The following is a 25431-nucleotide window of genomic DNA, read 5'->3' as shown; positions in this document are numbered from 1 at the left end:
TCTTGCTCTTGCTCTTGCTCTTGCTCTTGCTCTTGCTCTTGCTCTTGTTCTTGTTCTTGTTCTTGCTCTTGTTCTTGCCTGCTTATTGCGCTGCCGTTTCCTGCAAGATCGCATCCGGTGTTATTCTGTTATCATTTGCTGTTTATTTTAATAAAACTCATGATATGCGCATACACTGGAAAAACAAATGACCGATACAATACAAATGAGCGGTTATACAGGCAGGCTATCCCTTGGATATAGCAAAAAAGCAGCCCGGTCCTAGGACTACTCTGAACATTTCCCTGCCGCCGCCGCACAAACTCAGCACGGAATTTCCGTCGCGAAAGGAACTGATGATAATGGTTGTTTTTGATGTTATTGTAAACGGAAAAGTCATCGAAACGATAACGCCGCTGAACCGCAGGCTGAAGGACATTTACCGATACGTGGCGGACCAGATGGACAGAATCCGCAAGGCCTACGGCGCCAACGTGGTTGTCAAGAGGAGAATGCTGTACTAACCTGCAGCGTATCCTCTTTTTTGCTGAATCGGCCGCTATCCCCCATCTGCTCTTGCCCGTTTCTTAATTCTCGTGCTGATGCTTGCCGAGAATTTCCGTCAGCTCCTTCATAAACATGTTAATATCCTTGAACTGGCGGTATACCGAGGCAAACCGGATATACGCCACCTCATCCACCGGATACAGCTGCTCCATCACCAATTCCCCAATTTGCCGGCTGTCTACCTCCGCATAGGCATGACTGCGGATTTGGCGTTCAACCTCCGATACAATTTCATCCAGCTTCTCAACGGATACCGGTCTCTTCTCGCAGGCGCGAATTAACCCGCGAAGCATTTTATCCCGGCTGAACTCTTCCCGGCTGCCGTCCTTTTTGATGACGATGAGCGGCGCTTCTTCCACCATCTCGAATGTAGTGAAGCGGCGCTGGCATTTCTCGCATTCCCGCCTGCGGCGAATCGATTTGTTGTCATTGGCCGGACGGGAATCCAACACCTTCGTTCCGCTATGCTCGCAGTATGGACATTTCATGATAAGGCCCCCTTCTTGAGTTCGTCTATGTATGCAGCTTCGTTTCACGCCCCGGCCCGGGGCGAAATCAAGGCTAAAAAAATTGCCAGTGCTTTCCTGATTGGTTCCCGCCAAAAGCGCACATAATACAATCACCAACGACAAGGAGGTGAACAAACATGGGTACAGGACAATCCAGTAACTCCAATACGCTAGTTGTTCCTCAAGCAAATGCAGCGTTGGATCAAATGAAATACGAAGTAGCTCAGGAGCTTGGTATTGCCATTCCACAAGATGGTTACTATGGCAACATGGCTACTCGTGACACAGGTGCGATTGGTGGTCACATCACTCGTAAACTGGTGCAAATCGCCGAGCAGCAGCTCGCCGGTCAATTCCGATAAGCCTTGATGCAAGAGGAAGTATTGGACCCGCTCCAATCAGGAGCAGATCCAATGCTTCCTTTCTTTTTCTGCAGCTACCTCATTCATCGGTAAAACAGCGCGCATTGATTACAAGATTTTGGCATACTGGCGGATGAAGCCGAAGACAGACGAGACATTGAGCATCGTCGTTTGCAGCCCTTCCGGGTAAAGCTTTTTATACTTCTTATAAAAGTATGTAACCTTCTGTACATAGTGCCGTGTTTCCCCGAACGGGATGTCGTTTACCGTCTCCGGCTGCCCGTTCCAGCGGCCATCCTGCATCCATCGCTTGACGTTCCCCGGACCCGCATTGTAGGCAGCCACTACAGCCGTGACATTGCCCCCGAACTGATCATGCAGCCAGCGCAGGTACCAGGAGCCAAGCTCCACATTAACCTCCGCCTGATCCAGCGAGCTCAGCATGTCTTTGGGGAAATTCCCGGTTTCCACAATCCATTCCGCCGTATCCGGCATCAGCTGCATCGCGCCGAACGCGCCTTTATGAGACTCCACACCAGGGTCGAAATTGCTTTCCGTACGAATAATCGCCGCAATCAGATAGGGGTCCTGCTTGTACTTGTCCGCCAGACGCTTAATATCCTCCGGATACTGTACCGGGTACATCCGTTTGCCTAGCCAGTCCGACTGTAAGAACAGTACACCGATGAATCCTACTACCAGCAGCACATACACCCCCGGCTTTGTCATGACCGTCATGGCAGCCCCTTTCCAGACCAGAAAGCCAGCACCTGCCGCTCGGTTTCAGCCAGTGTTCCGCTGTTGTCGATGAGAATATCGGCCCGCTGCCGTTTCTCCTCAATCGGCATTTGCGACTGAATGCGGCGGCGTGCTTCCGCTTCATCGATCTGATCCCGCTGAATAAGACGCTGTATTTGAACCGCTTCCGGCACGTAGACAACCATGATCTGCTCATAATTGTCCTGCAGGCCGGACTCATACAAAAGCGGTATATCCACCACCACAAGCCTGTCCGGATGAGCCGCTTCCGCCTCCTCCAATAAAAGCCGCATCCGTTCACGGATTCGCGGATGAAGAATCGCTTCCAGCGCCTTCCGCTTCTCCGCCTCCTGGAACACGATCGCGCCGAGTGCTTTGCGATTCAGACTGCCGTCCGGCTGAAGTACGGCTTGTCCAAACTTGGCGGCAATGTCCGCCAAGCCCGGAGTGCCCGGTTCCACGACTTCACGGGCAATCCGGTCAGCATCGATGAGAATCGCGCCCTTGCCGACCAGCAAGGAAGCCACTGTGCTTTTTCCGCAGGCAATACCGCCCGTCAGCCCGATGTTCATGGTCACACCTCACATTAACTTAAATAATCCAATGATGATTAACAAAAAGCCAGGTACAAGAGACAGCCTTCTCATCCAGCTGGAGCCTGCAAAGAGCAGTCCAAGCCGCAGGCCCGCCGTCAGGAAGGCGCCGCTGGCGAGGGCGATTACGATCGACGTCCACAGGGCCGGCAGACCGATAAAAGCCGCCCCAATCCCCGCCCCGAATGCGTCCAGGCTTAAAGCCACGCCAAGCCACAGCGCCTCGTCGGCCGAGATGCTACCGGAGCGGTCTAGGTCCGCCGCCGCCGGTGTCCGCAAGATTTGGATTACAATGCCGAGCCGCTTGAGTTCAATAGACAGAATCTTCGGTGTACGCTGGCCTGTTCCTGCATCTTCAAGACGGAACTCCTCCGGGCTCTGATGCAGCCCGGCCTCCGGCGGCCCATCCGCCAAGGCCGCAGCTTCCGTTGAAGCAGCATCCCCTTCCTTCTGCCTCGCCATCTGGAGTAGCGCCCACATTCCGATTGCAATCAGAATCAGCGCCCCGAGCCAGCCGGCCGTACGGGGGGACAAGAACTGGCTCAGCGCCCCGCCAAGCTGCATCGATACATAAATAATCAAGCCGGAGCAGCAGGAGATAATCGCTACAGAGCGCAGCGGAATCCGAATCTGACGCATACCGTACGCCACGCCCACCCCGAGACCGTCCAGGCTCACCGCAAGGGCAAGCAGCAGCAGAGAAAACACCGGCAGCATCCGCATCACCTTCCTTTGCCATATGCATCACTATCCCATCATATGGAGCAAAGCAGGAACGCGTGTCATGAAAAAAGCTTACTTGGCGGATGCGCTTTTTTTCCTCGTCACCCGTAGCGGCTGGCAGGCCGGGCAAATATGAGTTCCCCGTCCGCCTACAATGCTTTTTTCCACAGGCTGTCCGCAGGCTGCGCAAGCTTCGCCCTTGCGTCCGTAAACCTTCAGCCGCATCTGGAACATTCCCATCTCGCCCTGGCCGTTGACATACGATTTAATGGACGACCCGCCAAGCTCCACCGCTTCCCGCAGTGTAGTGCAGATCGATTCGTGCAGCCGGGCCAGCTCTTCCCCGCTCAGCGAAGCGGCGGTCCGTTCCGGGTGAATCCCCGCGCTGAACAAGGACTCATCTACATAAATATTGCCGAGCCCGACCACATATTCCTGATTCAAAAGCAGCGGCTTAATTTTGCCCGATTTGCCCCGCAGCACGCGCTTGAACGCATCCAGCGTGAAGGCTTCATCCAGCGGCTCCAGTCCCAGCTTCTTCAGAGGCGGCTGGAGAAATTCCTCGCCGGGCGTGAACAAATGCATGGTCCCAAACTGCCTTACATCCTTATAACGAAGCTCGGTGCCGTCCGTGAATTGAAATACGACATGGGTATGCTTCTCCACCGCTTCATCCTGCCGGTAAAGCCCGTAGCGGCCTTCCATCCGCAAATGAGACACCATGACGATATTATCCATCACAAAACGGATAAATTTGCCGCGCCGCTCCATGCCGCGAATCGTTTCCCCTTCAAGAAGCGCGCAGAAATGTCCCGGCTCCTGCGGGCGCTGAATAATCCGGTTCAGATGCACCTGAACCTGTCTGATTTGCTTGCCGACGACAAGCTGCTCCAGCGTGCGGCGGACCGTTTCCACTTCCGGTAATTCCGGCATAACCTGTCTTCCCCTCTCCATGAAGCCCGAAGCTGTTTGAAATGGTTTCTTATGCTCTACATTATATCTTGTCCCCGGCTTCATGCCTACCAAGGGAGCTACTTCGCCTCATACCAATTGCTGCCGTCACTGGCATCCACCTTCAGCGGCACGTCCAGCTTGATTGCATTCTCCATCACTTCCGGCACGATTCGGCGCATCAGGTCCAGCTCCTCCTCCGGCACCTCGAACACAAGCTCGTCATGCACCTGCAGCAGCATGCGGCTTTGCAGCTTCTCCTCCGACAGGCGCGCGGCCATTTGCACCATGGCCAGCTTAATAATATCGGCGGCCGTGCCCTGGATCGGCGTATTCATCGCCGTACGCTCCGCAAATGAACGAAGGTTGAAATTGGACGCCTTAATTTCCGGCAAGTACCGGCGGCGGTGAAGCAGCGTCGTAACATAGCCTGCCTCGCGCGCTTCCTTCACAATCTCCTCCATATACCGCTGAACCCCTTGGAATACGGCAAAATACTGCTCTTTAAATCTCTCCGCTTCCTTAACGCTAATATTTAAATTGACCGACAGTCCGAAGCCGCTGATTCCATAAACAATCCCGAAATTAACAGCCTTCGCTTGGCGGCGCATATTGGAATCCACCTGATCCGCCGTAACTCCGAACACATCCATGGCTGTCTTGGTATGGATGTCCAGATCGTGCACGAACGCTTCCTTCAGCTTCTCGTCCCCGGAGATGTGCGCAAGCACGCGCAGCTCGATTTGAGAATAATCCGCCGCGAGAATACGCCAGCCCGGCTGCGAAGGCTTGAATACCTTGCGGATGCGGCGGCCTTCTTCAAGCCGGATCGGAATATTTTGCAAATTGGGGAACTGGCTGCTGAGCCGGCCTGTAGCGGCAATCGTTTGCTGATAATACGTATGCACCTTGCCCGTCTGCGGACGAATCTCCTTCAGCAGGCCTTCCACGTAAGTCGACTGCAGCTTGGACACTTGACGGTAGTGAAGTATCTTGCTAATGACCGGATGATACGGCTCCAGCTTCTCCAGCACCTCAGCGCCGGTAGAATAACCGGTTTTGGTCTTTTTGTCCGGAGGCAGGCCGAGCTTCTCAAACAGCACCTCACCCAGCTGCTTCGGCGATCCGATATTGAACTCAGTCCCGGCCAGCGCGTACACCTCCCGGGTCAAGGTTGCCAAATCCTCGGCCAGCTTCTCCCCGTACTCTCTCAGCTCGGCCCCGTCAACCGTAATCCCTCTCAGCTCCAGCGTCGACAGCACTCCGGCCAGCGGCAGCTCCAGATCGTAGTACAGATGGTTCATTTCCTTTTCTTCCAGTTGGCCCGCCAGCAGCGGAATAAGCCGGTGCACCGCATCCGCCTTCCGGGAGGCGAATTCCGCCAGCTTCTCCAGCGGCGGCACTTGAAACCTGGCGCCCTTGCCGTATACGTCCTCTTCGTGGGCTACCCGCGGCAAGCTGTACTTGTCCGTAAGGGCATGGAGCGACAGTCCCGATTCCGTCGGGTCCAGCAAATAGGCGGCCAGCATAACATCCGCGCGCACCCCGCGCACCTGGATGCCATTCCACGCAAGGGCCACGATCATTTTGTGCAGATCGTACACCTGCTTGGCCTTTCTCTCATCCTCCAGCCACAATTTAACAAATTCGGCCTTCCCGGCCTCCACCAGAGCAAAGGGCAAATAATAACAAGCTTCCTCTGTATAAAAAGCAAGCCCGGATACAAGAGCATGATGCGGATTGTCCCCCGTGGCTTCCAGATAAACGGTCTCTACCCGGGACAGCACCGCTTCCAGCTCGTCCAGCTCCGCCTCGCCAACGAGCCTGAACGGAGGCGCCGGCGCCCCTTCGGGAGCTGCCTGTCCGTCTTCGGGTCCTGCTCCGGCCGCGCCGCTCAATTCAAGCCGCTCCATCAGCGACTTGAATTCCAGCTTGCGGAGAACCGGTCCCAGCGAAGAGCCTTCATACCCGCTATAAGCCAGCTCGTCCAGCTCCTTCCCGATCGGCACCTCGCGGTAAATGGTGGCCAGGCGCTTGCTCATCCGCGCATCCTCCGCATGGCTGCGCAGGTTTTCCTGCAGCTTGCCCTTCATGTCCTCCACGCGGGCCAGCACCTCTTCCACGCTGCCGTGCTCATGAAGCAGCTTCAGCGCCGTTTTTTCCCCGACGCCCGGCACACCGGGAATGTTATCGGAGGCGTCGCCCATCAGCCCTTTCAAATCGATGATTTGCTCCGGCTTCAGGCCGTATTTTTCCTGAATTTGTTCGGGGCCGTATCGCTCTACTTCACTGATGCCTTTCCGGGTAACGGCGACAGTGACCCGGGGGGAAGCCAGCTGCAGCATGTCCTTGTCCCCGGACACGACCAGCACCTCGGCCCCCTGCTCCTCCGCTTGGCGGGACACCGTTCCGATAATATCGTCCGCTTCATACCCCGGCAGCTCAAAATGGGTAATGCCGAACCCTGTCAGCAGCTCTCTGAGCAGCGGGAACTGCTCCGACAGCTCGGACGGGGTTTTCTCGCGGCCTGCCTTATATTGTTCATACCCTTCATGACGAAAGGTCGTTTTGCCTGCATCAAACGCGACCATAACATGGGTCGGCTTCTCTTCCTCCAGCAGCCGGAGCAGCATCGTCGTAAAGCCATATACGGCATTCGTATGCAGCCCGCTGGAATTCGTCAACGGCGGCAGCGCAAAAAAAGCGCGGTACGCCAAGCTGTTTCCGTCAAACAATAATAATTTGGACACGGATTGCACCTCATCTTCCATAGTCGTGACCTATACCACCATCATACCATAATTTGCGGCTTATTCACGAATTTCAGGGCGCCGTCCCTGCTTGATCTGCCGGAAGCGGCCGGCGAGGCATGAAGTGGCGTCGTACGCGCATACGCTGAATTATGGAGAAGCTGGGGGTGGCAGCATGAATCGTCTTTTTTTCCCGGATCATAAAAAAGCCATTTTGTTCGATATGAACGATACGCTGGTTGACCGGCAGCAGTCCCGGGAGCTGCATTTTACCGAATTATTGCGGGATTATACGGGACGATGGTCCGCCCCGCCAGAGTTCAGTCCGGAGCATGTGTACGCCCGGTATATGGCGGAACAGAAGAAACGGGCCGGCAAAAGCATTACGCTGCAAGACAAGCAGGCGTGCCTCAAGGCTGCGCTGACGCCATATGGCTTTCCTGTCACAGACCGCTGGATGAAGCAGTTTTTTCAGGAATGGCGCAAATCCCGTGCCCGGCCTGCCGCTTTATATCCTCACGTGCGGGATACGCTGCGAGAGCTGGTCAAGCATTATATGCTCGGCATCGTTAGCAATTCGCCCCGCCGCAACGTGCAGGCCCAGCTTGAGAAGCTGCGTTTAACCGATGTTTTCCCGCCGGACCGCGTTTTTTGCTCCAAAAAGGGAGCTTACCGCAAGCCTCAGCCGGCCATGTTCCATCATGTCCTGTCCCAGCTCAAGCTGAAGCCCGGCGAAGCGGTTATGGTGGGGGACAGCTGGAAAAATGACATTTCCGGAAGTGTCAAGCTGGGCATCGACACCGTATGGCTTCAGACATCGGCCGCCCGCCCCGGCCTGCGCCGAATCGGCAAAACCCGGGTGGCGGTCATTCAGGAATTCCGGCAGCTACGGAATTTGTTTCTGCCCGGCGGCTGATAGGAGATGGGAACGGCCATTCATAGCTCCGGTTTGCGCGGTGCCCGGCTGCACAGCTGTTGTTGCCTGACCCGCTGATCAGAGCGGCGCGATGGCAAGACATGCCTAATATGAAACGAGAGGACCTCCATTCCCGGCTTCAGCCGGGATCGAGGTCCTCTTTATCAGAATTTCATAGTCGGGCTGCTGCAGCCGGCAAACAACTGAACCTTTACAGCAAGCGGCCCTGGGTCATTCAGGGCTCAGCGCCTGCTTGATTGCGTGTCTCCGGTTGAACGCCAGTGTATATTCAGCGGCGCAGTTGACCGAATTAAGCTTCACCAATGACAGTAAAACGCTCATTCAAGTGCTGCGGCCGTTCAATCTCATCGACAACGGCAATTGCATAATCCGCATAGCTGATATAGCTGTGGCCCTTGCTGTTCAGAATCAGGTTATCTTTGCCTTTTTGGTAAGCGCCTGTACGTCTGCCTTCGGGATTGAAGAAGCCGGCCGGGCTGATGAACGTCCACTTTATGCCACTGGAGGTCTGCAAATCCTTCAGGTTCTGGCTCTGGTTCGACGCCGTCGCGACATATTCCTCCGGAAATTCAGGAGTGTCCATTACACGAATCGTTTTGGCTTCATCTACAAACAGGCTCCCGGCCCCGCCAACGACCAGCAAACGGGTATCCGGCGCGCCCTTGAGCGCTTCGATCAGCGCTCTGCCAGCCTCCACATGCAAATGCTCTTGTCCCATCGGCGCTCCAAAAGCATTAACGACCGCGTCAAAGCCCTCCAGATCACTGCTTTGCAGCGCAAATACATCCTTCTCCAGCACCGCCGTCTTGTAGCCGGCTGCCTTGGAAGCATCACGCACAACGGCTGTTACCTCATGCCCGCGGCTCACCGCTTCGTTTACAATCAGACTTCCTGCTTTTCCGGTTGCGCCAATCACTGCGATTTTCATTTGTTTTTCCCTCCGTATCATGAATTAACAGCCGTTCCCATTTACATCACATTGCAAGCCTTCCACAGGCGCGGCTTCCGCAGCTTGCAGCTCCTGTGCCAGCACTCGTTCAAATACGTCCCGGCCGGCTACCCCTTGGATTCGCTCGCTGCCGATAATGAACGTAGGAACCGCGGTAATGCCCGCTTCCTCGTAAGCATGCGCCAAGGCTTCACGCTGCGTTTGCCGGTAAGCGCCCGTTTCCAAAGCAGCGCGGAACGCCTCCTGCGGCAAGCCAAGCTCCCCGGCCAGCTTCGTCAATACGTCAACTTCCCCGATATGAAGCTCTTCCTGGAAAAAAGCCTTCAGCACCCGGCTTGTATACTCATTGCCTTTCCCGTGCTCCTTAGCAAAGTGAAAGCCTTCGAAAGCAAGCCCCGTGTACGGATGCGGGGAAATGCGCGGCAGCTTCATCTCGATCCCCAGCCTGCTTGCTGCAGGCCGGATGTAAGACTCCCAGCCCTGCAGCTTGGACGGGTCGTTCCAGGGGTCCAGCTTGGGGGACGGACTCGGCCTCAGCTCGAAGGGCATCCATTCCACTTCCACATCTTTCCCCTGAATAGCCTCTTCAAACGGCGTCTTGGCCAAAAAACAGAAGGGGCATACAAAATCGGAGTAGACCCGGATTTTTAATGACATGCGTGCTCAGCTCCTCCCTGTACTATGGATTGTATCCTCATTGTTGTAATTGTAACTGTTACAGTTACATGTATATCAAATAAACAGCTTCGTCCATTTCTCTAGACGAGGCCCGTTTACTTCACAAAATAAATCGGCTTAGTCAGCCGCGGTAGCACTAGTCCCGGTTACCCGCGAATTTGTCTGCCTAATACCATGACCAGCTCTTCCAACGTAATATCGGCAAGCACCTGCTCCATCGCTTCCTGTGCCCGCTTGAGCAGAATTTCCAGAACCGTCTGGATGTTCGCTCCAATCTCGCAGTCTGGATTCGGATTGCCATGGATTTGAAACAGCTCGCCTTCTCCAACCGCATCAACCGCGCGGTACACATCCAGTAGTGTAATTTCGTCCAGCCCTTTTCGAAGCGAAGCTCCTCCGGTTCCGGGCGGAATGTGGATTAAACCCGCCTTCTTCAGCATTCCCATGATTCTGCGGATAACGACCGGGTTCGTATTTACACTCCCCGCGATCCATTCCGAAGTACAGAGCGCGCTGTTTTCCATGGACACCAGGGACAAAATATGAACACCGACAGAAAAGCGGCTGCTAATTTTCATCGTGTTCCCCTCCCTGTTGTAACAATTATAGTTACAATCCATCTATCTTGTCAAGCCTTGCCGCAGCCGCGCTCATTTTGACTCCCTCTAGCTTGACTGGTAAGCTTTAGAAGTCTGGTGACAATCTAGCCGGAGAGCAGGATTGGGTGGAGCAGCGATAGCGGTCGCCTTTGCAGACGGGCCGAATGGCTTCGCAAGGATTTGTCCGCCACGCGCCAGCCTTGGAAGCTTGTCGCTATTCACCGCCCCGCCTATGGCGGCAGCCAGGACGAAAAGGTGCTGAAGCGATGGGCGCCCGTTTTTGACGAATTCGGCGTGGATCTCGTGCTCCAAGGGCACAATCACGAATATTCCCGGTCCTACCCGATGACCAATAACCGTATAACAGGCGACAAGGAAGGAACCGTGTATGTGGTCGCCAATACGTCCGGGCCCAAGTTCAACGAAAAAAAGGACGACCAGTTTTACCATCGCGTCCATTTTCAAAATAATAAACAAATGTTTGCCGGCATTCGAGTCGGTCAAGATGCTTTAACCTATGAAGCGTATGATGCCGATGGCCGCAAGCTGGATGAATTCGTACTCCGCCGCTAGTCATTCCTTTGTTCAAGGTTATGTATCCGCGGCGTGAGATGCTTCGATCTCGAAGCGGTGCTCCATCCAGATGCTGCCCTTCTGGCGTTTGGCTTCTTTTTTCAGCTGGGCGGCGGCCCCTGTAATTTGTTCTGCGGTCAAGCCGCTGGCATACTGGCATACCACCAGGGAGAGCGAGATGCTGACTCCGCTATGATCGATGCGGTTGCCGAACCGGTCCTCCACGAATTTGACCTCTTCCCCTTCATAGAACGATGTGACCCCGTGGTCAAAGCGCCTTATGACCTCCTGGCATAAATGCTGCGGCTCCGCCGCATCCGTCAGGATAATAAAATCATCCCCGCCAATATGCCCGAGAAAGTCATTAGGGTGTCCGCAGAGCGCCGATCCGTGCTGCAAAATATCGGCTGTAAACTGAATCACCTGATCACCTTTTTGGAAGCCGTACTGATCGTTATACCATTTGAAATAATCCAAATCGGCATAAATGACCGAAAAGGGCTGCCCTCCCTTCAGCCGCTTGTTCAGCTGCCGGTGAATCTCCAGATTTCCCGGCAGGCCGGTCAAGGGACTCGCAACCTTGGCGCTTTCCATCCGGACATTTGTAATCCATTCCAGGATAGAACGGACTGTGGCAATCCCGCTCAGCTTTCCCTGCTTCGTGACAATGACAAAATCGTACAGCTTGGCATGCTCCCGTCCCATCGCCAGCTGGGAAACCAGCTCCACGGGCTTGCTCTCATCCACAATTAACGGCTGCTTGTCCATAATTTGGGCAATCGGGCGGCTCCAGAACAACGGCAGACCATACTGGGCGGACAACTGCTGGAACAGCTTCTCCTTCATTACCATTCCTACGGGCATCTCATCCCGCACAATCACGCAGCCGGTCTCATTCTCATTGCGGCGGAAATAATTCGATACCTCCGAAACCGGCGCGGCCTCATCGAAGCTGACGGCCGAATTCACCAGGTCCCCGACGCACCACGTGCCGCCGGTAAGCAGACCGATGCGCCGCTGCAAATCAATCTGCTCCTCCAGCCCACTATCCAGTAGCCCGAACGTGTCGGACGGACGGCCGAGCAAATACCCCTGCGCGTAGTGAACCCCCATCCGAATCAGCTTGAACAGCTCCTCCGGATGCTCGATGCCTTCGGCAACGATTGAAATATTCATTTTGCGGGCAAAGGACACGAACGTGTCCAGAATCGTTTCCTTCATCCGGTCCTGATGAATATTGGTGATCAGCGAACGGTCCACCTTGATATAGTCCGGCTGCAGCTCGGCAATCGCCTGAAGCGACGAATATCCCGCGCCTGCATCGTCAATAGCAATTTGATAGCCCTGGCTGCGATAATGCTGCAATATTTTTTTGGTGGTCGTGAAATCCTCGATGGAGCTGCGCTCCGTAATTTCAAAAACGACATTGCTTGGCTGCAGCCCAAACTGCTGAAGCAATTTCTGTGTATTCCCGGGTGTAAATTCGCTGTCGTGTATGACCTGGGCGGGGATGTTGATGAAAATCTTTTGATCCTTTTGCCGGTGAAAGCCGGCAATCGCCTTCTCCCGGGCCAGCTTGTCCAGCCGGTACAAGCAATCCTCTTCTGCGGCGAAATCGAACAGCGCCACGGGCGATTGAAAAATACTGCCGGACGGGCCCCGTGTCAGCGCCTCATAGCCGAACACGGCACTGTCCTCCAGCGAGATAATCGGCTGGTAGACGGTGCGGATTTCCTCCCGATTCAATATGCCGTCGAATTCCTTCTGCTTCAGCATATGCTCGCGGTTATGCTCCCAGTGCTTCGCTTCCCCGATCGCCTGCTTCATCGCTGAATAGACGATGGCATCCAGCTCCCGGCCGGCGGAGCCGACAAGCACCGCGCTTCCGACGTACAGGCCAAGCGGAATACTTCGCGGAAACAGCCGATTGAGGTGCTGCTCCAGATGCAGCTTGATGCGCATGCTCAGATGGTGAAGCATATCGATGCATGAGGACAAATCGCCCGGACCGAGCCTCGCGAACAGGAAAAAATCGTCGCCCATCTTATTTTTATGAAAGACAGCCGGAAACTCCTCGTCTATACCGGTCATCAGCTGCTGGAGGGCGCGCAAAATTTGCTGGCCGTAAGCCCGGCCCTCGGCCGCCTTCAGCTCACCAAGCCGGATGATGTCCACATAGATTAGCCCGACCTCGCCGAGCTGCATTTGCCGGGCTACATGGCGGGTCCAATCCCCTTGGTTTAGTTTAACATGAAACATGGGAATCACTCTTTTGCCGTGGGGTAATTTGCGGGTCGCAAGCTTCTATTCCTACAGAGCAGCCGGAAAAGCTTGTCTATGCCAGCGGCGGCCGCCGCTGCTCCGGCATGTCCTGTCCTTCGTCAGCCTTATCTCCGCTCACCGGCACAAAGCTGCGCGCTGAGTTTTAGCTGTTTAAGTCAGGACGCTGGCCGCTCACCAGATAGACGACGCTTTCGCCGATGTTTGTTGCGTGGTCAGCCATACGCTCCAAATAACGGGAGACGAAGCAAATAAGCAGCGCCTGGTTAATTGTCTTCGGATTTTCCACCATCAGCACGAACAATTCGCGCAAAATTTGACTGTGCAGCGAGTCGACATCATCGTCCATTTTGGCCATCTTGTATGCCAGATCCACGTTCTCCTCAACATATGCCGTGATGCTTTCATTGGTCATGAGCTGGGCGATTTCAGCCATCCGCGGAATGTCCAGCAGCGGCTTAATGAGCGGCTCTTCGCCGATGCGCAGCGTTACCTTGGCAATATCGACAGCCAAATCCGCCATCCGCTCCAAATCACTCGCCATCCGGAACGCAATCAGAATGCGCCGCAAATCCTTGGCTACCGGCTGCTGCGTCGCGATTAGCTGCGAGCCGATGGCTTCGATTTTCTCCTCCATGGCGTTAATCTGCGCATCTCCCGCAACAACGGCGGACGCCAGCTCCAGATTGCTGTTTTTGAGCGACATAACCGAATCGATAATCGCCTGCTCGACCATTGCGCCCATGTCGATAAGCGCCTGCTTCAATGTTTTCAGCGAAGCATCAAAATGTTGACGGTTTGTTGGCATAGGTTTTCGTTCCCTCCACTTGGGTTTGGACGCATTTCGGCTCAGCCGAACCGTCCTGTAATATAATCTTCCGTGCGCTGATCAGCCGGGTTCGAGAACAGCTTCACCGTCTCGGCGAATTCCACCACTTCCCCGTTAAGGAAAAAGGCCGTCTGGTTGGACACACGCGCCGCCTGCTGCATGTTGTGCGTTACGATGACAATCGTGTAGCTGTCCTTCAGCTCCTGAATCAGCTCCTCGATCTTCAAGGTAGAGATGGGATCCAGCGCAGAGGTCGGTTCGTCCATAAGCAGAATCTCGGGACCTACAGCAAGGGCACGGGCAATACACAAACGCTGCTGCTGGCCGCCGGAGAGACCGAAGGCGGACTTCTTGAGGTGATCCTTCACCTCATCCCACAAGGCAGCGCCGCGCAAGCTTTTTTCCACCAAATCATCCAGCACGCTCTTCTGCTTGATGCCGTGGATGCGCGGACCGTACGCTACGTTGTCATAAATCGATTTCGGAAACGGATTCGGCTGCTGGAACACCATGCCGATTTTTTTGCGCAGCACCTCGACACTGACGGAGGAGTCGTAAATGTTTTTGCCGCTGATGATGATATCGCCTTCGATGCGAACCCCTTTAATCATATCGTTCATCCGGTTCAGCGTCCGCAGCAGCGTCGATTTCCCGCAGCCGGAAGGACCGATGAATGCCGTAATGGCGTTCGCCTCGATGTTCATTTGAATGTTTTTGAGGGCATGAAATTCGCTGTAGTATAAGTGCAAATCCTTAATGGATACGATGGACATATTTGCTGACACTCCTTTGTGGTTGGTGCATTGCTGCGTTCGTACGCCTAGAGGCTGTTATTTCTTGCCCGCCATGTTTTTCTCCAGCCAGCGGCTTGGAATGGCAATCAGCAGGTTAATCATCAGGACGATAAGCACCAGAGCTGCCGAGCTGCCCTCAGCGATCTGCTTGCCGTCCGGAGCCAGCGAGATGGAATTGGCATACCAGATGTGAACTGCCAGCGCTTCCCCCATGGCAAGCGGATTGAAATCCGGGAAGAACCGCGACACCGATGTTCCGGCTGTAAATATGAGGAGCGCGGACTCGCCAAGCGCCCGGCCGGCGACCAGGGTCACCCCGGTAATCAAGACCGGCAGCGCAGCCGGCAGCAGCACGTTCCAGATGGCCTGCCAGCGGGTGGACCCCATGGCCAGAGAAGCATCGAAATAATGACGCGGCACCGACCGCAGCGCTGTCTCGGTGACACTGACCAGAACGGGCAGGTTAAGCAGCGCCAGTGTGCAGGCACCCGCAAGAATCGAGAACTTAAACCCGAGCAGGTTCACAAAAAGCAGCGCGCCGAACAAACCGAAAACGATAGAAGGAACGGAGGATAACGCTTCGACGGAGATACGAATCAGCTCCGTGAACCGATTTGCTTTGGCATATACCGCCAGGTAAATACCTGCTCCAATCCCGATCGGCATAGAGAACAGCATCGACAGAAACAAGATGTAGAAGGAGTTGAAAATTTGCGGCCCGATCCCGCCTCCCGCGACAATCTCCTCTGGCTTGCCGAACAAAAATTTGGGCGTCAGATGCGGAATGCCTTTGCCCAAAATCCGAATCAAAAACCAGCTGAGAATCAATAATATACATAGCCCGGCCGCCCATAGCACGGCGGTGGCCAATTTGTCGAGCATTCGGTTTCTGACCATATTACGCCTCGCTCCTCTTTGCAGTAATGCGGATGAGTACAATCAACAGCAGAGATAACAGCAGCAGGATGAGGGACATCAGGTACAGCGCGTTGTTCCAGGCTGTTCCGGTAAAGGTGTTGCCCATGTCCTTCACGATGGCTGTTGTCAGTACCGTGGTGGAATCAAGTAAAGAGGACGGCACCTTCGGGGAGTTCCCGATAACCATGAACACCGCCATCGTTTCGCCAATCGCCCGGCCCATGCCAAGAATCACGCCGGTCATAATGCCCGGCCGCGCGGCCGGAAGCAAGATGTTCCAAATCGTTTGCCAGCGTGTCGCCCCAAGCGCCAGAGACGCTTCTTCGAGCTTGCGCGGCAGCGTGCGGATGGCATCCTCCGAGATAGACAGGATGGTCGGCATAATCATAATCGCCAGAATGATGGCGGAAGGCAGGAGGCCGTAGCCGATCGTGCCGGTAACCTTAGCCAGAAACGGCACAATGACGGTCAACCCGATAAAGCCGTATACGACCGATGGAATGCCCACGAACAAATCCGTCGCCGGACGCAATATCTCACGCATCCATTTCGGCGCTACCTTTGCCATGAACACCGCGCCCAGGATAGCCAGCGGCAGCGCCAGCACGACGGCCAGCAGCGTAAGCAGCAGCGTAGAATAAATGAACGGGAATGCCCCGAATTTGTCCGAGCCCGGATTCCAATCTGTAGAGAAAAAGAATTCCATCGGGGAAACATCCTTGAAGGTCGTTACCCCTTGCACACCTACGAACAGGATGATGGAAAAGATGACAACGGATACGACCGTTGCGCTTAAGACGAAGATCCAGCGCATCGTCACATCCATGTTTTTTTGACGGACAAACCATTTCTCGGGTCCCTGCTTATGCGAGGCCGCTCCTCTGGTGTCCACTGCTGCGGTTCTTTCCAATTCGGTTTCCCCCTGTTTCTTTAATAAACTAGCGTTGTCTATTTGATTTTAGGATATGTATGTTAACAGGGAGCTAGACTATTGTTAAGCTAATGTAAAAATTGGCCCGAAACTAGAAACGCGGTGAAGCAGGCGGCCATGAAAAAAACGGACGGGAGCCATGCTCCCTATCCGTTTTTTAGCTGAGGCGCTTTTTATTTTTTGAGCAGATCCGCTTGCAGGAAGCCCAGCTTCTCTACTTGTGTGCTTTGGAAATCCTTGGACATGATGTAGTCCAGGAACGCTTTTACAGCGCCGGTAGCCTCGCCTTTTGTATACATGTGCTCGATACCGTACAGCTTGTATGTGCCTGCTTTAATCGTTTCCTTGGAGTACGATACGCCATCGAATTGAACAGCCTTCACTGTATTATCGATATACGGAGTATCTACATATCCGATAGCGCCAGCAGTTTCAGCAACAGCTGTTTTCATAGCTTTGCTTTCCGCTTGCGTTACGCCTTCCTTAGTGAAATCTTTGCCTTCCAATACGATTTGGGAAACGAGCTTACGGGAGCCGGAGCTGTCCGGACGGTGGACGACAGTAATTTTCAAGTCTTTGCCGCCAACATCTTTCCAGTTCGTGATTTTACCTGTAAAAATATCAGCTGCCTGCTGCTTCGTCAGGTTTTCTACGCCTACGCCAGGGTTTGTAATAATTGCAAACGGCGCGATAGAAACAACGTGATCCACCAAGCCTTTATCTTTGTACTCGTCACCAGCCGCTACGTCGGAGTTCCCGATGTTGACTTCGCCTGCAGCCACTTGCTTCAGACCTGTACCGGAACCGCCGCCGGTTACGTTGACGGTAACCTTTGGATTTTTCTCCATAAATTCTTTCGCAGCCAGTTGAACCATCGGCAGCAATGCAGAGGAACCGGAGGCAGTTACTGTACCGCTAAGCTCTGTTTTGGGTGCTTCCGATTGCTTCGACGCTTCGGACTGCTTCTGCGCATCCGCAGGCGTGCTGCCGTTTGTTGTTGTGCTGTTCCCGCCTGCACACGCTGCGAGCACTCCAAGCATAAAGACGAGAATAAGTCCCAACCCCAAAATTTTCTTCGACATCTTCGACATATCCAGTATGTCCTCCCTTTTTGTTTGCTTTGTTTGATTTCTTACTCATCATAGCAACGCATTGTTAAATGCTATCTTTACTTTTGTAAACTGCAAGTAAAAGTTTGGGCGGTGCTGCAATCCGCAAAAACAGGCCATAGCTGGCCCGGCTTGACGAAACTTTACAATTCATTAATAAAACCCGGCGTGTCCGTTAATAATTTGCCTCTATGATGAGGAAAGGAATAAGGAATTCATTGGCAAACAATAAAGGAGGCGTCAAGAAGATGAAAAGCATATGGAAGCGGATTTCGCTTCGGCTCAAGCTGTATCTTGGCTTCGGGGGGCTTATTTTCTTTTTTATAGCAGCAGGAACCTACCACTGGCTGCAGCTCAAGGACATCGGAGCACAGAATGAACAGCAGCTGGAAAAAACCGACTTGAAGCAGGCCGCGCTGGAATTAAAGCTCGTTGTGACGGATCTGAACTCCATCTCTACCGGCCTGATGGTGATGCAGACAGATGACTACATTAATAAGTACAATGAGCAGCGCACGCGCTACTACGACCTGATGAACCGGATTGGAGACACGGCGTCGACACCCGAGCAGCAAAAATGGCGCAGCCAGCTCATCTCTACCGGCAATGAATACATCCATGCTTTTGATATGGCGGTCGATGTTATTAAAAACAGCCAGAACGGAAGCCTGACCGAAAAAGACATTCAATTAAATATGAAGTTTCTGTATTCGGAAACACAAGGCATGAAGGATATGCTGAATGCTCTCATCAACAACTTCAACAAGGTGTTCGAGCAGGAAGCCGGCGCCGCCATCGCCGAGTCCAAGCAATCCATTTCGCTCTCACAGGTGCTGCTTCTGATATCCAGTCTCGTGATGGTTATTTTAGCGGCAGCTACCTCTATCGTCATCGTCCAGTCGCTTAGCGGCTCCATCCGCAGGCTGCAAGCATCGGTCGGACATATCGCCGAGGGCGATTTGCGGCACAAAATCAATTCCGACAGCAAGGACGAGCTGGGGATGCTGAGCCAGCATTTCGACCATATGATTGAACGGGTGACGGAGGTGCTCGCCAACACGAAGCAGGTAGCCGGGGCGTTGTCTGTGCAATCCAGAGCCTTCCAGCAGTTTGCCGGCGGCACGGTCGCTGCAAACAGCGATATTTTGAAAGCCATGGACGAAATCGCATTCGGCGCCGAAGAGCAAGCGGCGTATTCCGAGCAGATTACCCTGCTCATCGGCGAGCTTGAAGAAGAAATACGCGATATTGCCGGCTATACGCAATCGATGCGGGAAATGAGCCGCGGCGCTATTAAGCATACACAGCACGGCGCTGGCGCTGTGACGGCTTTAGAGCAAGCAGCCGAACACTCCGGCAGCATGATGAACCAGGTTGTAGCCGCAATCGATAATTTGTCCGCCAGCTCGTCGCAAATCGGCAAAATCGCCGGCACCATTACCCAAATCGCGAGCCAAACAAACGTGCTGGCGCTGAACGCCACCATTGAAGCGGCCCGGGCAGGCGCGCAGGGAAAAGGCTTTGCCGTTATCGCAGATGAGGTCCGCCAGTTGTCTACGAAAACCGGAGAAGCCTCAAAGCTTGTATCGGGAATGACCCATACGCTGCAGGAGCAGATGAAGGAAGTGCAGCTGCAGCTGGGACAAGCACGGAGCAGCCTGCAGCAGCAGACGGCAAAAGTGAATGAGACCGGTCAAGCGTTCCTGCAAATCGAAGCCTCGATGCTGGGCATTAACGGGCAGATTGACGCGATTTTCTCCAAAATGCAGCTGGCCAACACCAAAACCACTCAAGTGGCTAACCAAATACAGCTCGTTACGGCGATTTCGCAGCAGACGGCTGCCGGTGTGGAGGAAGTGAACTCCACCTCCATTACGCAGGATCAAGCGATTCGGACGCTGGCCGGGCAGGCCGATGAGGCCTTGTTCTTGACGATGCGGCTGTACGGGGAAATTGAGAAGTTCAAGCTGGAGGAAACGGAGAACGCGGAGCACCCCGCATATCAAGCCGATATTCAGGCTGCTTCCGATATAGAGGATCTTAAGCAATTCGCAGCGCCTTCACTCCCAGCAGAGACTGTAGAGGCTTCGACTCTTTCGCCCGAGACAGCTTCTCCGGAAAGCAGCGGGACCCAGCCGCGACCGCAAGCGGAAAAATCCGCAGAATCGGCGTCTGCAAGCGCTAGCGGCAGCTTGGCACCGGCTCCCTTGAGCCAGGCCGGACAAGAGACGAGTGAGGCAGCATTCATACAGGATGAAACACGTAAGCCGGTTGATAGTGTAGATACGCCGGAGGCCGCTCCTGCCAAAACGGACAAAACCGAACCGGAAAAACAAGAAAATGCGGAGAAAGAACAAGGTAAAGCGAGTGAGAAAGAAAACGAGAAAAAAATAGAGAAAGAAAAAGAAAAAGAGAAAGAACTGCAGCCCGTATAAGAAGGTTTAAAAGCCGTTCCGCGTAAGCGGCAAGGGGTGTGCTTGACCGTGGCAGTTTAGCAGCTCCTCCGGCCGGAAAAAGTTGCAGCTGCTCCTTCAGCGAACACCGAAAAACCGTCATGACGTTCTATCGCATCCCCGGTATGAAAGCAGCTCTTTCACAGAAAAAGGCTATCCGCCCGTCGTCTTATGACGATTAATAGGCGAATAGCCTTTTTCTATTTTGCAAATGGTCTACGTCCTTTAGCTTCTTATTTCAAGGTTGCTTGACCAGGCTTCCAGTCCATCGGACACAAGCCGCCGGATTGCAGCGCTTCGAGCACCCGCAGCGTTTCATCCGTGCTTCGGCCGACATTCATGTTCGTAATGACGATATACTGGACAATCCCTTCGGGATCAATAATAAACAGCCCCCGCTGCGCCGCCGAGGTCTTCTCATCCAGCACGCCATATGCGGCGGCTGTCTCCTTGCTGTAATCCGATGCCAGCGGAAAGCTGAGCTCGCCGATTCCGTTCGCATCTCTTGGTGCGCGCACCCATGCCTTATGACTGTAGATGCTATCCGTGCTGACGCCAATCACCTCGGTGTTCAGCTTATGGAATTCGTCCAGCCGGTGATGCATGCTTAGAATCTCCGTCGGGCACACACTGGAAAAGTCAAACGGGTAAAAAAACAAAATGAGCCATTTCCCGCGGTAATCCTCCAGCTTCAGCACACGCGGAATCCCCTCCCCTTGTCTGATGGAAGGCATTGTAAAATCCGGTGCCGGTTGTCCAAGCTTTACTGTCATGATGCTTCCCCCTTGATTGCAAAAATTCCTGCGGTGAGAGTACCGTCTGGATTCTATTATTCTAGCATGTCTTCCGGAGGAAAAAAACGCCAACTTCGTCATGTCCATAGTACCCGTCAACTGTATCATCGAAGGTAAGTCCGCTCATCCTACAGACGGCACCGGAAAACTCTACTCCCGGCCGGATACCGCCAACGTATTTAACCCGCTACACGATCAAACAAGCCCGCCCTGTCTAGAGCAGACTTGTTCCGATACCTTGGTCAGCCGGCGCTTGGCGCGGCCTGATTCGGCTTCAGCTCCGGCTGCGGCGAGGCCAGAAACTTTTTTTGCCGCCAGCGGATAAGCACGGCCAGCCCCCGTATCGCTTCATCCGTAATCATCGCCACATAGATTCCAGACAAGCCCCAGCCTAAACCGATAGCCAGGAAATATGACATGCCCACCGCAATGATCCACATCGACGGCATACCGGTCATCATAATGTATCTCGTCTCCCCCACCGCAGTCAGGGCATTGCCGATAGCCATGTTGAGCATCTTGGCCGGCTGCAGCAGCAGATTCAGCGCCAGCAGAGAAACCCCCATGGCCACAATCTCCGGATCAGCCGTGAACAGCTCAATCGTTTCCCGTCCGAAAATACAGAGCAGCAGGGCATTGGCCAGCACGAGAACCATCCCGACCCACAGCACCTGAAAAGCATTGCGGTAAGCGACGCGGCCTTCACCTGATCCATACAAATGGGCAATCCGGATTTGCCCGGCAAGGGCTACCGAAAATCCGATCATAAAGCAGAATGATTCCATCGTATTCATATACGTCCGGGTGCTCAGCTCTTTGGCGCCAATCATGGCGACAAAAGCAAAAATAATCAGCTGTGTGAAGCACCAGGTCGACATGTTCACCCCGAGCGGCCAGCTCAGCTTTAGCGTCTCTTTGAACAAGGGCCGCTCAAACAAGCGGAACTCCTTCCATTCCATTTTTCTAGAAAACGAGCTTCGGAAAATCGCCAGCATCACAACACAGGCAGCTATACGGCTAATCGTCGTGGAGAAGGCAACCCCCTCCAGGCCAAGCACTGGAAAACCGAATGCGCCATAAATGACAACATAGTTCATCGCCACGTGAATCAAGTTCATCCCGATCCCGATATACATCGGCGCTCGTGTATTCCCCGTATTGCGGATCACCGAGCTAAGCGCCGTCATAATGGCGAGGAACACCATCCCGCCCCCGACGATAGAAATGTACGACTGGCCTAACGGCTGAAGCTCCGCCGGCAGCTGAAGCCACGACGCAATGGGCCCCGCTCCAGCATACAGAAGCACGCTTAGCAGCAAACCGATTCCGATACATACATTCAAGCCCAGAATACCGACTGTCCGAGCGTCCTCTTCTTTGCCCGCGCCAAGCTTCTGAGCCACCAAAATCCCCGCTCCGCTTGCTACGGCTGTGAAAAAAATATTGACTGCATTAAACAATTGCGTGGAAATGCCAATAACCGCCACAGCATCGTCAGAGATGTGACTGACCATTAAGGTGTCGGCAGTACCCAGCATAAATTGCAGCAGCATTTCCAAAAAAACCGGCCATGCCAGCATCCAAAGCGACATGTTTTGTTGTCGTTGTACCATGTGTTTCCCTCGGCTCTCCTGATGTTCATTCTCTCTATCGTGCATTCACGTTGACCGAACTGGTCAAGATGAATTATAACGGATATAGGAAAACGAATGTGTCAGTATTCGAACTAAAACTTTCATTTTTGAAACCTGTACAATAGAGGTGGCCATCATGTCCATTCTACAGTTTACCGCTCCACCGCTGCCTCATTACATTACATGCGGCTTCTTCTTTATGCAGCCCGGTCAAAAGCACCTCAACCGCCGCAATATCGGCGTGTTCGACCTGCTGGTTGTCACAAGCGGATGTCTGTACATGATGGAGGACGACCGCAAGTATGAGGTGGCGGCCGGTCAGGCGCTCATCCTGCGGCCGGACCAGCATCACTATAGCTATGAGAGCTGTCGTACGGAGACGGGCTGCTTCTGGCTGCATTTTCAAACCGGAGGAAAATGGGGAACGACCCAGAACGCAGCAGCTGTGCCGCAGACCGATCCGAACGGCATCAATGCCTTCACGGTGCAAACATTCACCATTTTGCTGCCGCAATTCATTCAGTTGTCCCAGCCGGCGCTCGTTTACGAAAAGCTGAACCAACTGGTTGCTTTGGAGCAGAACGCCCATAATAACTGGGCGCGCTGGAAGCACCAGCTTATTTTTCAACAAATTTTGGAGCTGCTCAATGCCTCGCTCGATTTGCATACCGTGCTGCCGGCAGTCAATGTCGCGGATCAAGCTGCAGCTTACCTGCGCATGCATTATAAAGAGGACATCACGGTCAAAACACTCGGAGAAGCGCTGAATTTCCACCCGGTCTATATTGCCCGCTGCATGCAAAAAGAGCTTGGCTGCTCTCCGGTCGAATACCTGATGCGGTACCGAATCGAGCAAGCCAAGCTTCTGCTGCTGCAAACCGATTTGCCGATCGCCCTTATCGGGGAGAACGTCGGGTTCCATCTCACCTCCTATTTCAGCTCCTGCTTCACCAAAATCGAAGGGTTGTCGCCGCGGGCATACCGCAGACGGTTTCAAAGCATGCTTTAATTCCATTTGAATCCAATCCATTTATGAGCTGCGAGAGAGCGGGATGCAATGTCAAGGAACCCAATCCTTAGCTGCGATGGTTATCACGCATGTAATCCACAATCATGGGCCGCAGCAATGAATAGCAATGAATGGGAACCGGTCCAGCTATATGGACAACGCATGTTCCATTATGCTTCGTTCACACTGCTCCAAGTCATCGGCAGCAAGCTGAAGGTAAGCCTTACATTTCCGCAGCTCCTGCCCGCTGCCGATCTTGCTGCCCAGCAGTCTGACGGTCAGCTTGTCCTCCAGGTCCACAAGATTTGACAGGGTGTCCATCCGCTGCTGCACGACGGCCAGCTTCCCTTGCAAAACAGATAACCGTGAAGCGACGCTTCGGATGACAGGCACAGAAGCTTGAATTGGTCCTGCTTGAACCGATTGTGCTCCGGAAGCAGCGCGATTTCTGAACGAAGTGGAAACCCGGCTGAACAGCCGATGAGCTTCCTCGTAAACCCGCTCCTGAAAAGCATGAAACCCGTCCAGCTGTGCCAGTCCCCGTTTCTCAAGCTGCTGGAATAAGCCCTGGGTATACGTGACCATCTCCTGATATATATTTGACAATACATTCGGCGCCTTCGATATCCTCCCCGCCGCCTCCCGAAATGCCGGAGCAATGGTATCGATACGGTACAGCACCCAGCCTGCCGCAGCAAATCCGGCCAGGGGAGCCGTCGTCATAACAACCGGCAGCGAAGGGGCAAGCAGCCCGACCGCACCCGCAGCCAGAATGTCGACCGGCTCGATCCGTTCATCTATCAGGGCAAACAGTGTCGTCACCGTCCCTTGCAAAAGCGGGCTTGGCACCTGTTCCAGGGCCTGCGTCAAAGCCGTAATCAACTGCCCGCCATCCGCCTTCTGCTGTAACGATTCTCTCGCCAGCCCGCCATATTCGTCCAGCTTGAAATTGGAAAGCGCATGGTTGGCTCCGATGTCGAATGTCGTTTGACTGCCGCTTTGAGTAGCGATGACAACAGGCGGAGACAGGCCGGTTAGGATGGAGGATACGAGATCGTATTTATTTTGCAGCTCCTTCATCCTGGGCGCCATGGCGGAAATAACTGCCTGGTGGCGATCGATGAACGTCCGGTTGAAGCCGGGGGCATTGAAGGTTATGGTTTCTGCAATTTTGGCACGGACCGCTTCGTCGGCGGTTACCGTAACGGATAATGCCAGATTCCCGCCCAAGGAATGGCCCGTTACAGTAATAGGGTCATATGGCTTCATATAACGCTCCATATACTGCTTCGCCTCCTGCTGCTGCACTGTCAGCTCGGCATACATGGAGGTCGCGTTATTCAGCCAATCGTTGCGGTACAGCAGTTCCTCCATCGGCTCACTGCCCCGGAAGGCCACCGCCGCTTGGCCAGCTTCAGGCACAAAGGTATACGCAACGAAGCCCGATTCCGTTTTTTCATTATGCGAAACGATATTCGTAATTTTCCAGTCCTGATGCCGGGCCACGGTTTCCCCTTGAATAAAGCTGTTCCATTCCAGCAGTTCTTCAGGGCTCTTAAACCGCTGGCGAAGCTTCTCCTGGCCTTCTCCGCTTTGGTAATAGCCAATCAGTCTCCCAATTGTAATTTCTCCGTAAATCGTATAGCTTTCATACAATTCCGAATCCACCGGAATATCCAAATAAACGAGCTGCGATAGCATTTTTTGCTGAAGCTCCGAGATGGAAATAGCAGCGCTCACCCTTGTTCCGG

24 protein-coding genes are annotated in these 25431 nt (G+C 53.9%); 6 read left to right on the top strand and 18 right to left on the bottom strand.

Annotation, left to right across the window (positions count from 1 at the left end; all coding sequences use genetic code 11):
- Window positions 1-341 precede the first annotated feature (341 nt).
- A complete protein-coding gene (locus WBG83_RS03790; RefSeq protein WP_336742834.1) occupies window positions 342-503 on the top strand; it encodes a mechanosensitive ion channel protein MscL in 162 nt (53 codons plus the stop codon).
- A gap of 63 nt (window positions 504-566) precedes the next feature.
- On the opposite strand, the gene nrdR is transcribed toward WBG83_RS03790, so the two are convergent.
- The gene (gene nrdR, locus WBG83_RS03785) at window positions 567-1034 is read right to left on the bottom strand and encodes a transcriptional regulator NrdR (protein WP_336742832.1); all 468 of its coding nucleotides are present in this window, start codon (window positions 1032-1034) and stop codon (window positions 567-569) included.
- A gap of 158 nt (window positions 1035-1192) precedes the next feature.
- Here nrdR and WBG83_RS03780 point away from each other — a divergent pair, with 158 nt between their 5' ends.
- Window positions 1193-1417 carry an alpha/beta-type small acid-soluble spore protein gene (locus WBG83_RS03780; RefSeq protein ID WP_336742830.1) on the top strand — a complete coding sequence of 75 codons (225 nt, stop codon included), beginning with the start codon at window positions 1193-1195 and terminating at the stop codon, window positions 1415-1417.
- Between the two features lie 108 nt (window positions 1418-1525).
- Here the strand turns inward: WBG83_RS03780 and WBG83_RS03775 are convergent, their stop codons facing one another.
- From WBG83_RS03775 to polA, 5 genes are all read right to left on the bottom strand, one after another.
- Window positions 1526-2155 carry a lytic transglycosylase domain-containing protein gene (locus tag WBG83_RS03775; RefSeq protein WP_336742828.1) on the bottom strand — a complete coding sequence of 210 codons (630 nt, stop codon included), beginning with the start codon at window positions 2153-2155 and terminating at the stop codon, window positions 1526-1528.
- Entirely contained in the window at window positions 2152-2748 is a 597-nt protein-coding gene (gene coaE, locus WBG83_RS03770) for a dephospho-CoA kinase (protein WP_336742826.1), read from the bottom strand. The genes WBG83_RS03775 and coaE overlap by 4 nt, the downstream gene beginning before the upstream one ends.
- Window positions 2749-2757: 9 nt before the next feature.
- Complete coding sequence (locus WBG83_RS03765; protein WP_336742824.1) at window positions 2758-3486, bottom strand: MntP/YtaF family protein; 729 nt, start codon at window positions 3484-3486, stop codon at window positions 2758-2760.
- A 78-nt stretch (window positions 3487-3564) separates the two neighbouring features.
- Window positions 3565-4425, bottom strand: a complete 861-nt coding sequence (mutM, locus tag WBG83_RS03760) for a DNA-formamidopyrimidine glycosylase (RefSeq protein ID WP_336742822.1) — start codon at window positions 4423-4425, stop codon at window positions 3565-3567.
- A gap of 98 nt (window positions 4426-4523) precedes the next feature.
- Window positions 4524-7193 carry a DNA polymerase I gene (gene polA / locus WBG83_RS03755; RefSeq protein ID WP_336742820.1) on the bottom strand — a complete coding sequence of 890 codons (2670 nt, stop codon included), beginning with the start codon at window positions 7191-7193 and terminating at the stop codon, window positions 4524-4526.
- Window positions 7194-7368: 175 nt separating this feature from the next.
- Between polA and WBG83_RS03750 the strand changes: the two genes are divergently transcribed.
- Window positions 7369-8109 (top strand): HAD family hydrolase, encoded by a 741-nt coding sequence (locus WBG83_RS03750; protein WP_336742818.1) that lies wholly within the window; start codon window positions 7369-7371, stop codon window positions 8107-8109.
- Window positions 8110-8419: 310 nt separating this feature from the next.
- Here the strand turns inward: WBG83_RS03750 and WBG83_RS03745 are convergent, their stop codons facing one another.
- The 3 genes from WBG83_RS03745 to WBG83_RS03735 all read right to left on the bottom strand — a co-directional run bounded on the left by WBG83_RS03745 (window position 8420) and on the right by WBG83_RS03735 (window position 10335).
- Window positions 8420-9058: an NAD(P)-dependent oxidoreductase gene (locus WBG83_RS03745; RefSeq protein WP_336742816.1), complete on the bottom strand. Its 639-nt coding sequence runs from the start codon at window positions 9056-9058 to the stop codon at window positions 8420-8422.
- 24 nt (window positions 9059-9082) lie between these two features.
- Complete coding sequence (locus WBG83_RS03740) at window positions 9083-9736, bottom strand: DsbA family oxidoreductase (RefSeq protein WP_336742814.1); 654 nt, start codon at window positions 9734-9736, stop codon at window positions 9083-9085.
- A gap of 167 nt (window positions 9737-9903) precedes the next feature.
- Window positions 9904-10335 carry an Rrf2 family transcriptional regulator gene (locus tag WBG83_RS03735; RefSeq protein WP_336742812.1) on the bottom strand — a complete coding sequence of 144 codons (432 nt, stop codon included), beginning with the start codon at window positions 10333-10335 and terminating at the stop codon, window positions 9904-9906.
- A 141-nt stretch (window positions 10336-10476) separates the two neighbouring features.
- Here WBG83_RS03735 and WBG83_RS03730 point away from each other — a divergent pair, with 141 nt between their 5' ends.
- Window positions 10477-10929 (top strand): metallophosphoesterase family protein, encoded by a 453-nt coding sequence (locus WBG83_RS03730; RefSeq protein WP_336743108.1) that lies wholly within the window; start codon window positions 10477-10479, stop codon window positions 10927-10929.
- Window positions 10930-10947: 18 nt separating this feature from the next.
- Here WBG83_RS03730 and WBG83_RS03725 read toward each other — a convergent pair whose 3' ends face one another.
- From WBG83_RS03725 to WBG83_RS03700, 6 genes are all read right to left on the bottom strand, one after another.
- Window positions 10948-13188, bottom strand: a complete 2241-nt coding sequence (locus WBG83_RS03725) for a GGDEF domain-containing protein (protein ID WP_336742810.1) — start codon at window positions 13186-13188, stop codon at window positions 10948-10950.
- Between the two features lie 166 nt (window positions 13189-13354).
- Window positions 13355-14017 (bottom strand): phosphate signaling complex protein PhoU, encoded by a 663-nt coding sequence (gene phoU, locus WBG83_RS03720; protein ID WP_336742809.1) that lies wholly within the window; start codon window positions 14015-14017, stop codon window positions 13355-13357.
- A gap of 41 nt (window positions 14018-14058) precedes the next feature.
- On the bottom strand, window positions 14059-14811 hold the full coding sequence (gene pstB / locus WBG83_RS03715) for a phosphate ABC transporter ATP-binding protein PstB (protein WP_336742808.1): 753 nt from the start codon (window positions 14809-14811) through the stop codon (window positions 14059-14061).
- A gap of 57 nt (window positions 14812-14868) precedes the next feature.
- Window positions 14869-15729 (bottom strand): phosphate ABC transporter permease PstA, encoded by an 861-nt coding sequence (gene pstA / locus WBG83_RS03710; RefSeq protein ID WP_336742806.1) that lies wholly within the window; start codon window positions 15727-15729, stop codon window positions 14869-14871.
- A 1-nt stretch (window position 15730) separates the two neighbouring features.
- Window positions 15731-16576, bottom strand: coding sequence for a phosphate ABC transporter permease subunit PstC (gene pstC / locus WBG83_RS03705; protein ID WP_336743106.1), 846 nt, complete (start codon window positions 16574-16576; stop codon window positions 15731-15733).
- Between the two features lie 278 nt (window positions 16577-16854).
- On the bottom strand, window positions 16855-17772 hold the full coding sequence (locus WBG83_RS03700; protein ID WP_336742804.1) for a phosphate ABC transporter substrate-binding protein: 918 nt from the start codon (window positions 17770-17772) through the stop codon (window positions 16855-16857).
- Between the two features lie 266 nt (window positions 17773-18038).
- On the opposite strand from WBG83_RS03700, the gene WBG83_RS03695 reads away from it, so the two are divergent.
- On the top strand, window positions 18039-20225 hold the full coding sequence (locus WBG83_RS03695; RefSeq protein WP_336742802.1) for a methyl-accepting chemotaxis protein: 2187 nt from the start codon (window positions 18039-18041) through the stop codon (window positions 20223-20225).
- Between the two features lie 251 nt (window positions 20226-20476).
- On the opposite strand, the gene WBG83_RS03690 is transcribed toward WBG83_RS03695, so the two are convergent.
- Entirely contained in the window at window positions 20477-21016 is a 540-nt protein-coding gene (locus WBG83_RS03690; protein ID WP_336742800.1) for a peroxiredoxin, read from the bottom strand.
- Window positions 21017-21279: 263 nt separating this feature from the next.
- Complete coding sequence (locus WBG83_RS03685; RefSeq protein WP_336742799.1) at window positions 21280-22650, bottom strand: MATE family efflux transporter; 1371 nt, start codon at window positions 22648-22650, stop codon at window positions 21280-21282.
- Window positions 22651-22807: 157 nt separating this feature from the next.
- Between WBG83_RS03685 and WBG83_RS03680 the strand changes: the two genes are divergently transcribed.
- Window positions 22808-23680 (top strand): AraC family transcriptional regulator, encoded by an 873-nt coding sequence (locus tag WBG83_RS03680; protein WP_336742797.1) that lies wholly within the window; start codon window positions 22808-22810, stop codon window positions 23678-23680.
- Window positions 23681-23827: 147 nt separating this feature from the next.
- Here the strand turns inward: WBG83_RS03680 and WBG83_RS03675 are convergent, their stop codons facing one another.
- A complete protein-coding gene (locus tag WBG83_RS03675) occupies window positions 23828-25420 on the bottom strand; it encodes an Mbeg1-like protein (protein ID WP_336742795.1) in 1593 nt (530 codons plus the stop codon).
- Window positions 25421-25431: the final 11 nt, after the last annotated feature.

This window comes from Paenibacillus sp. y28 (assembly GCF_037137075.1).
Lineage (GTDB): Bacteria > Bacillota > Bacilli > Paenibacillales > NBRC-103111 > JBBBNV01.
This window is presented reverse-complemented; position numbering and strand designations above follow the sequence as displayed.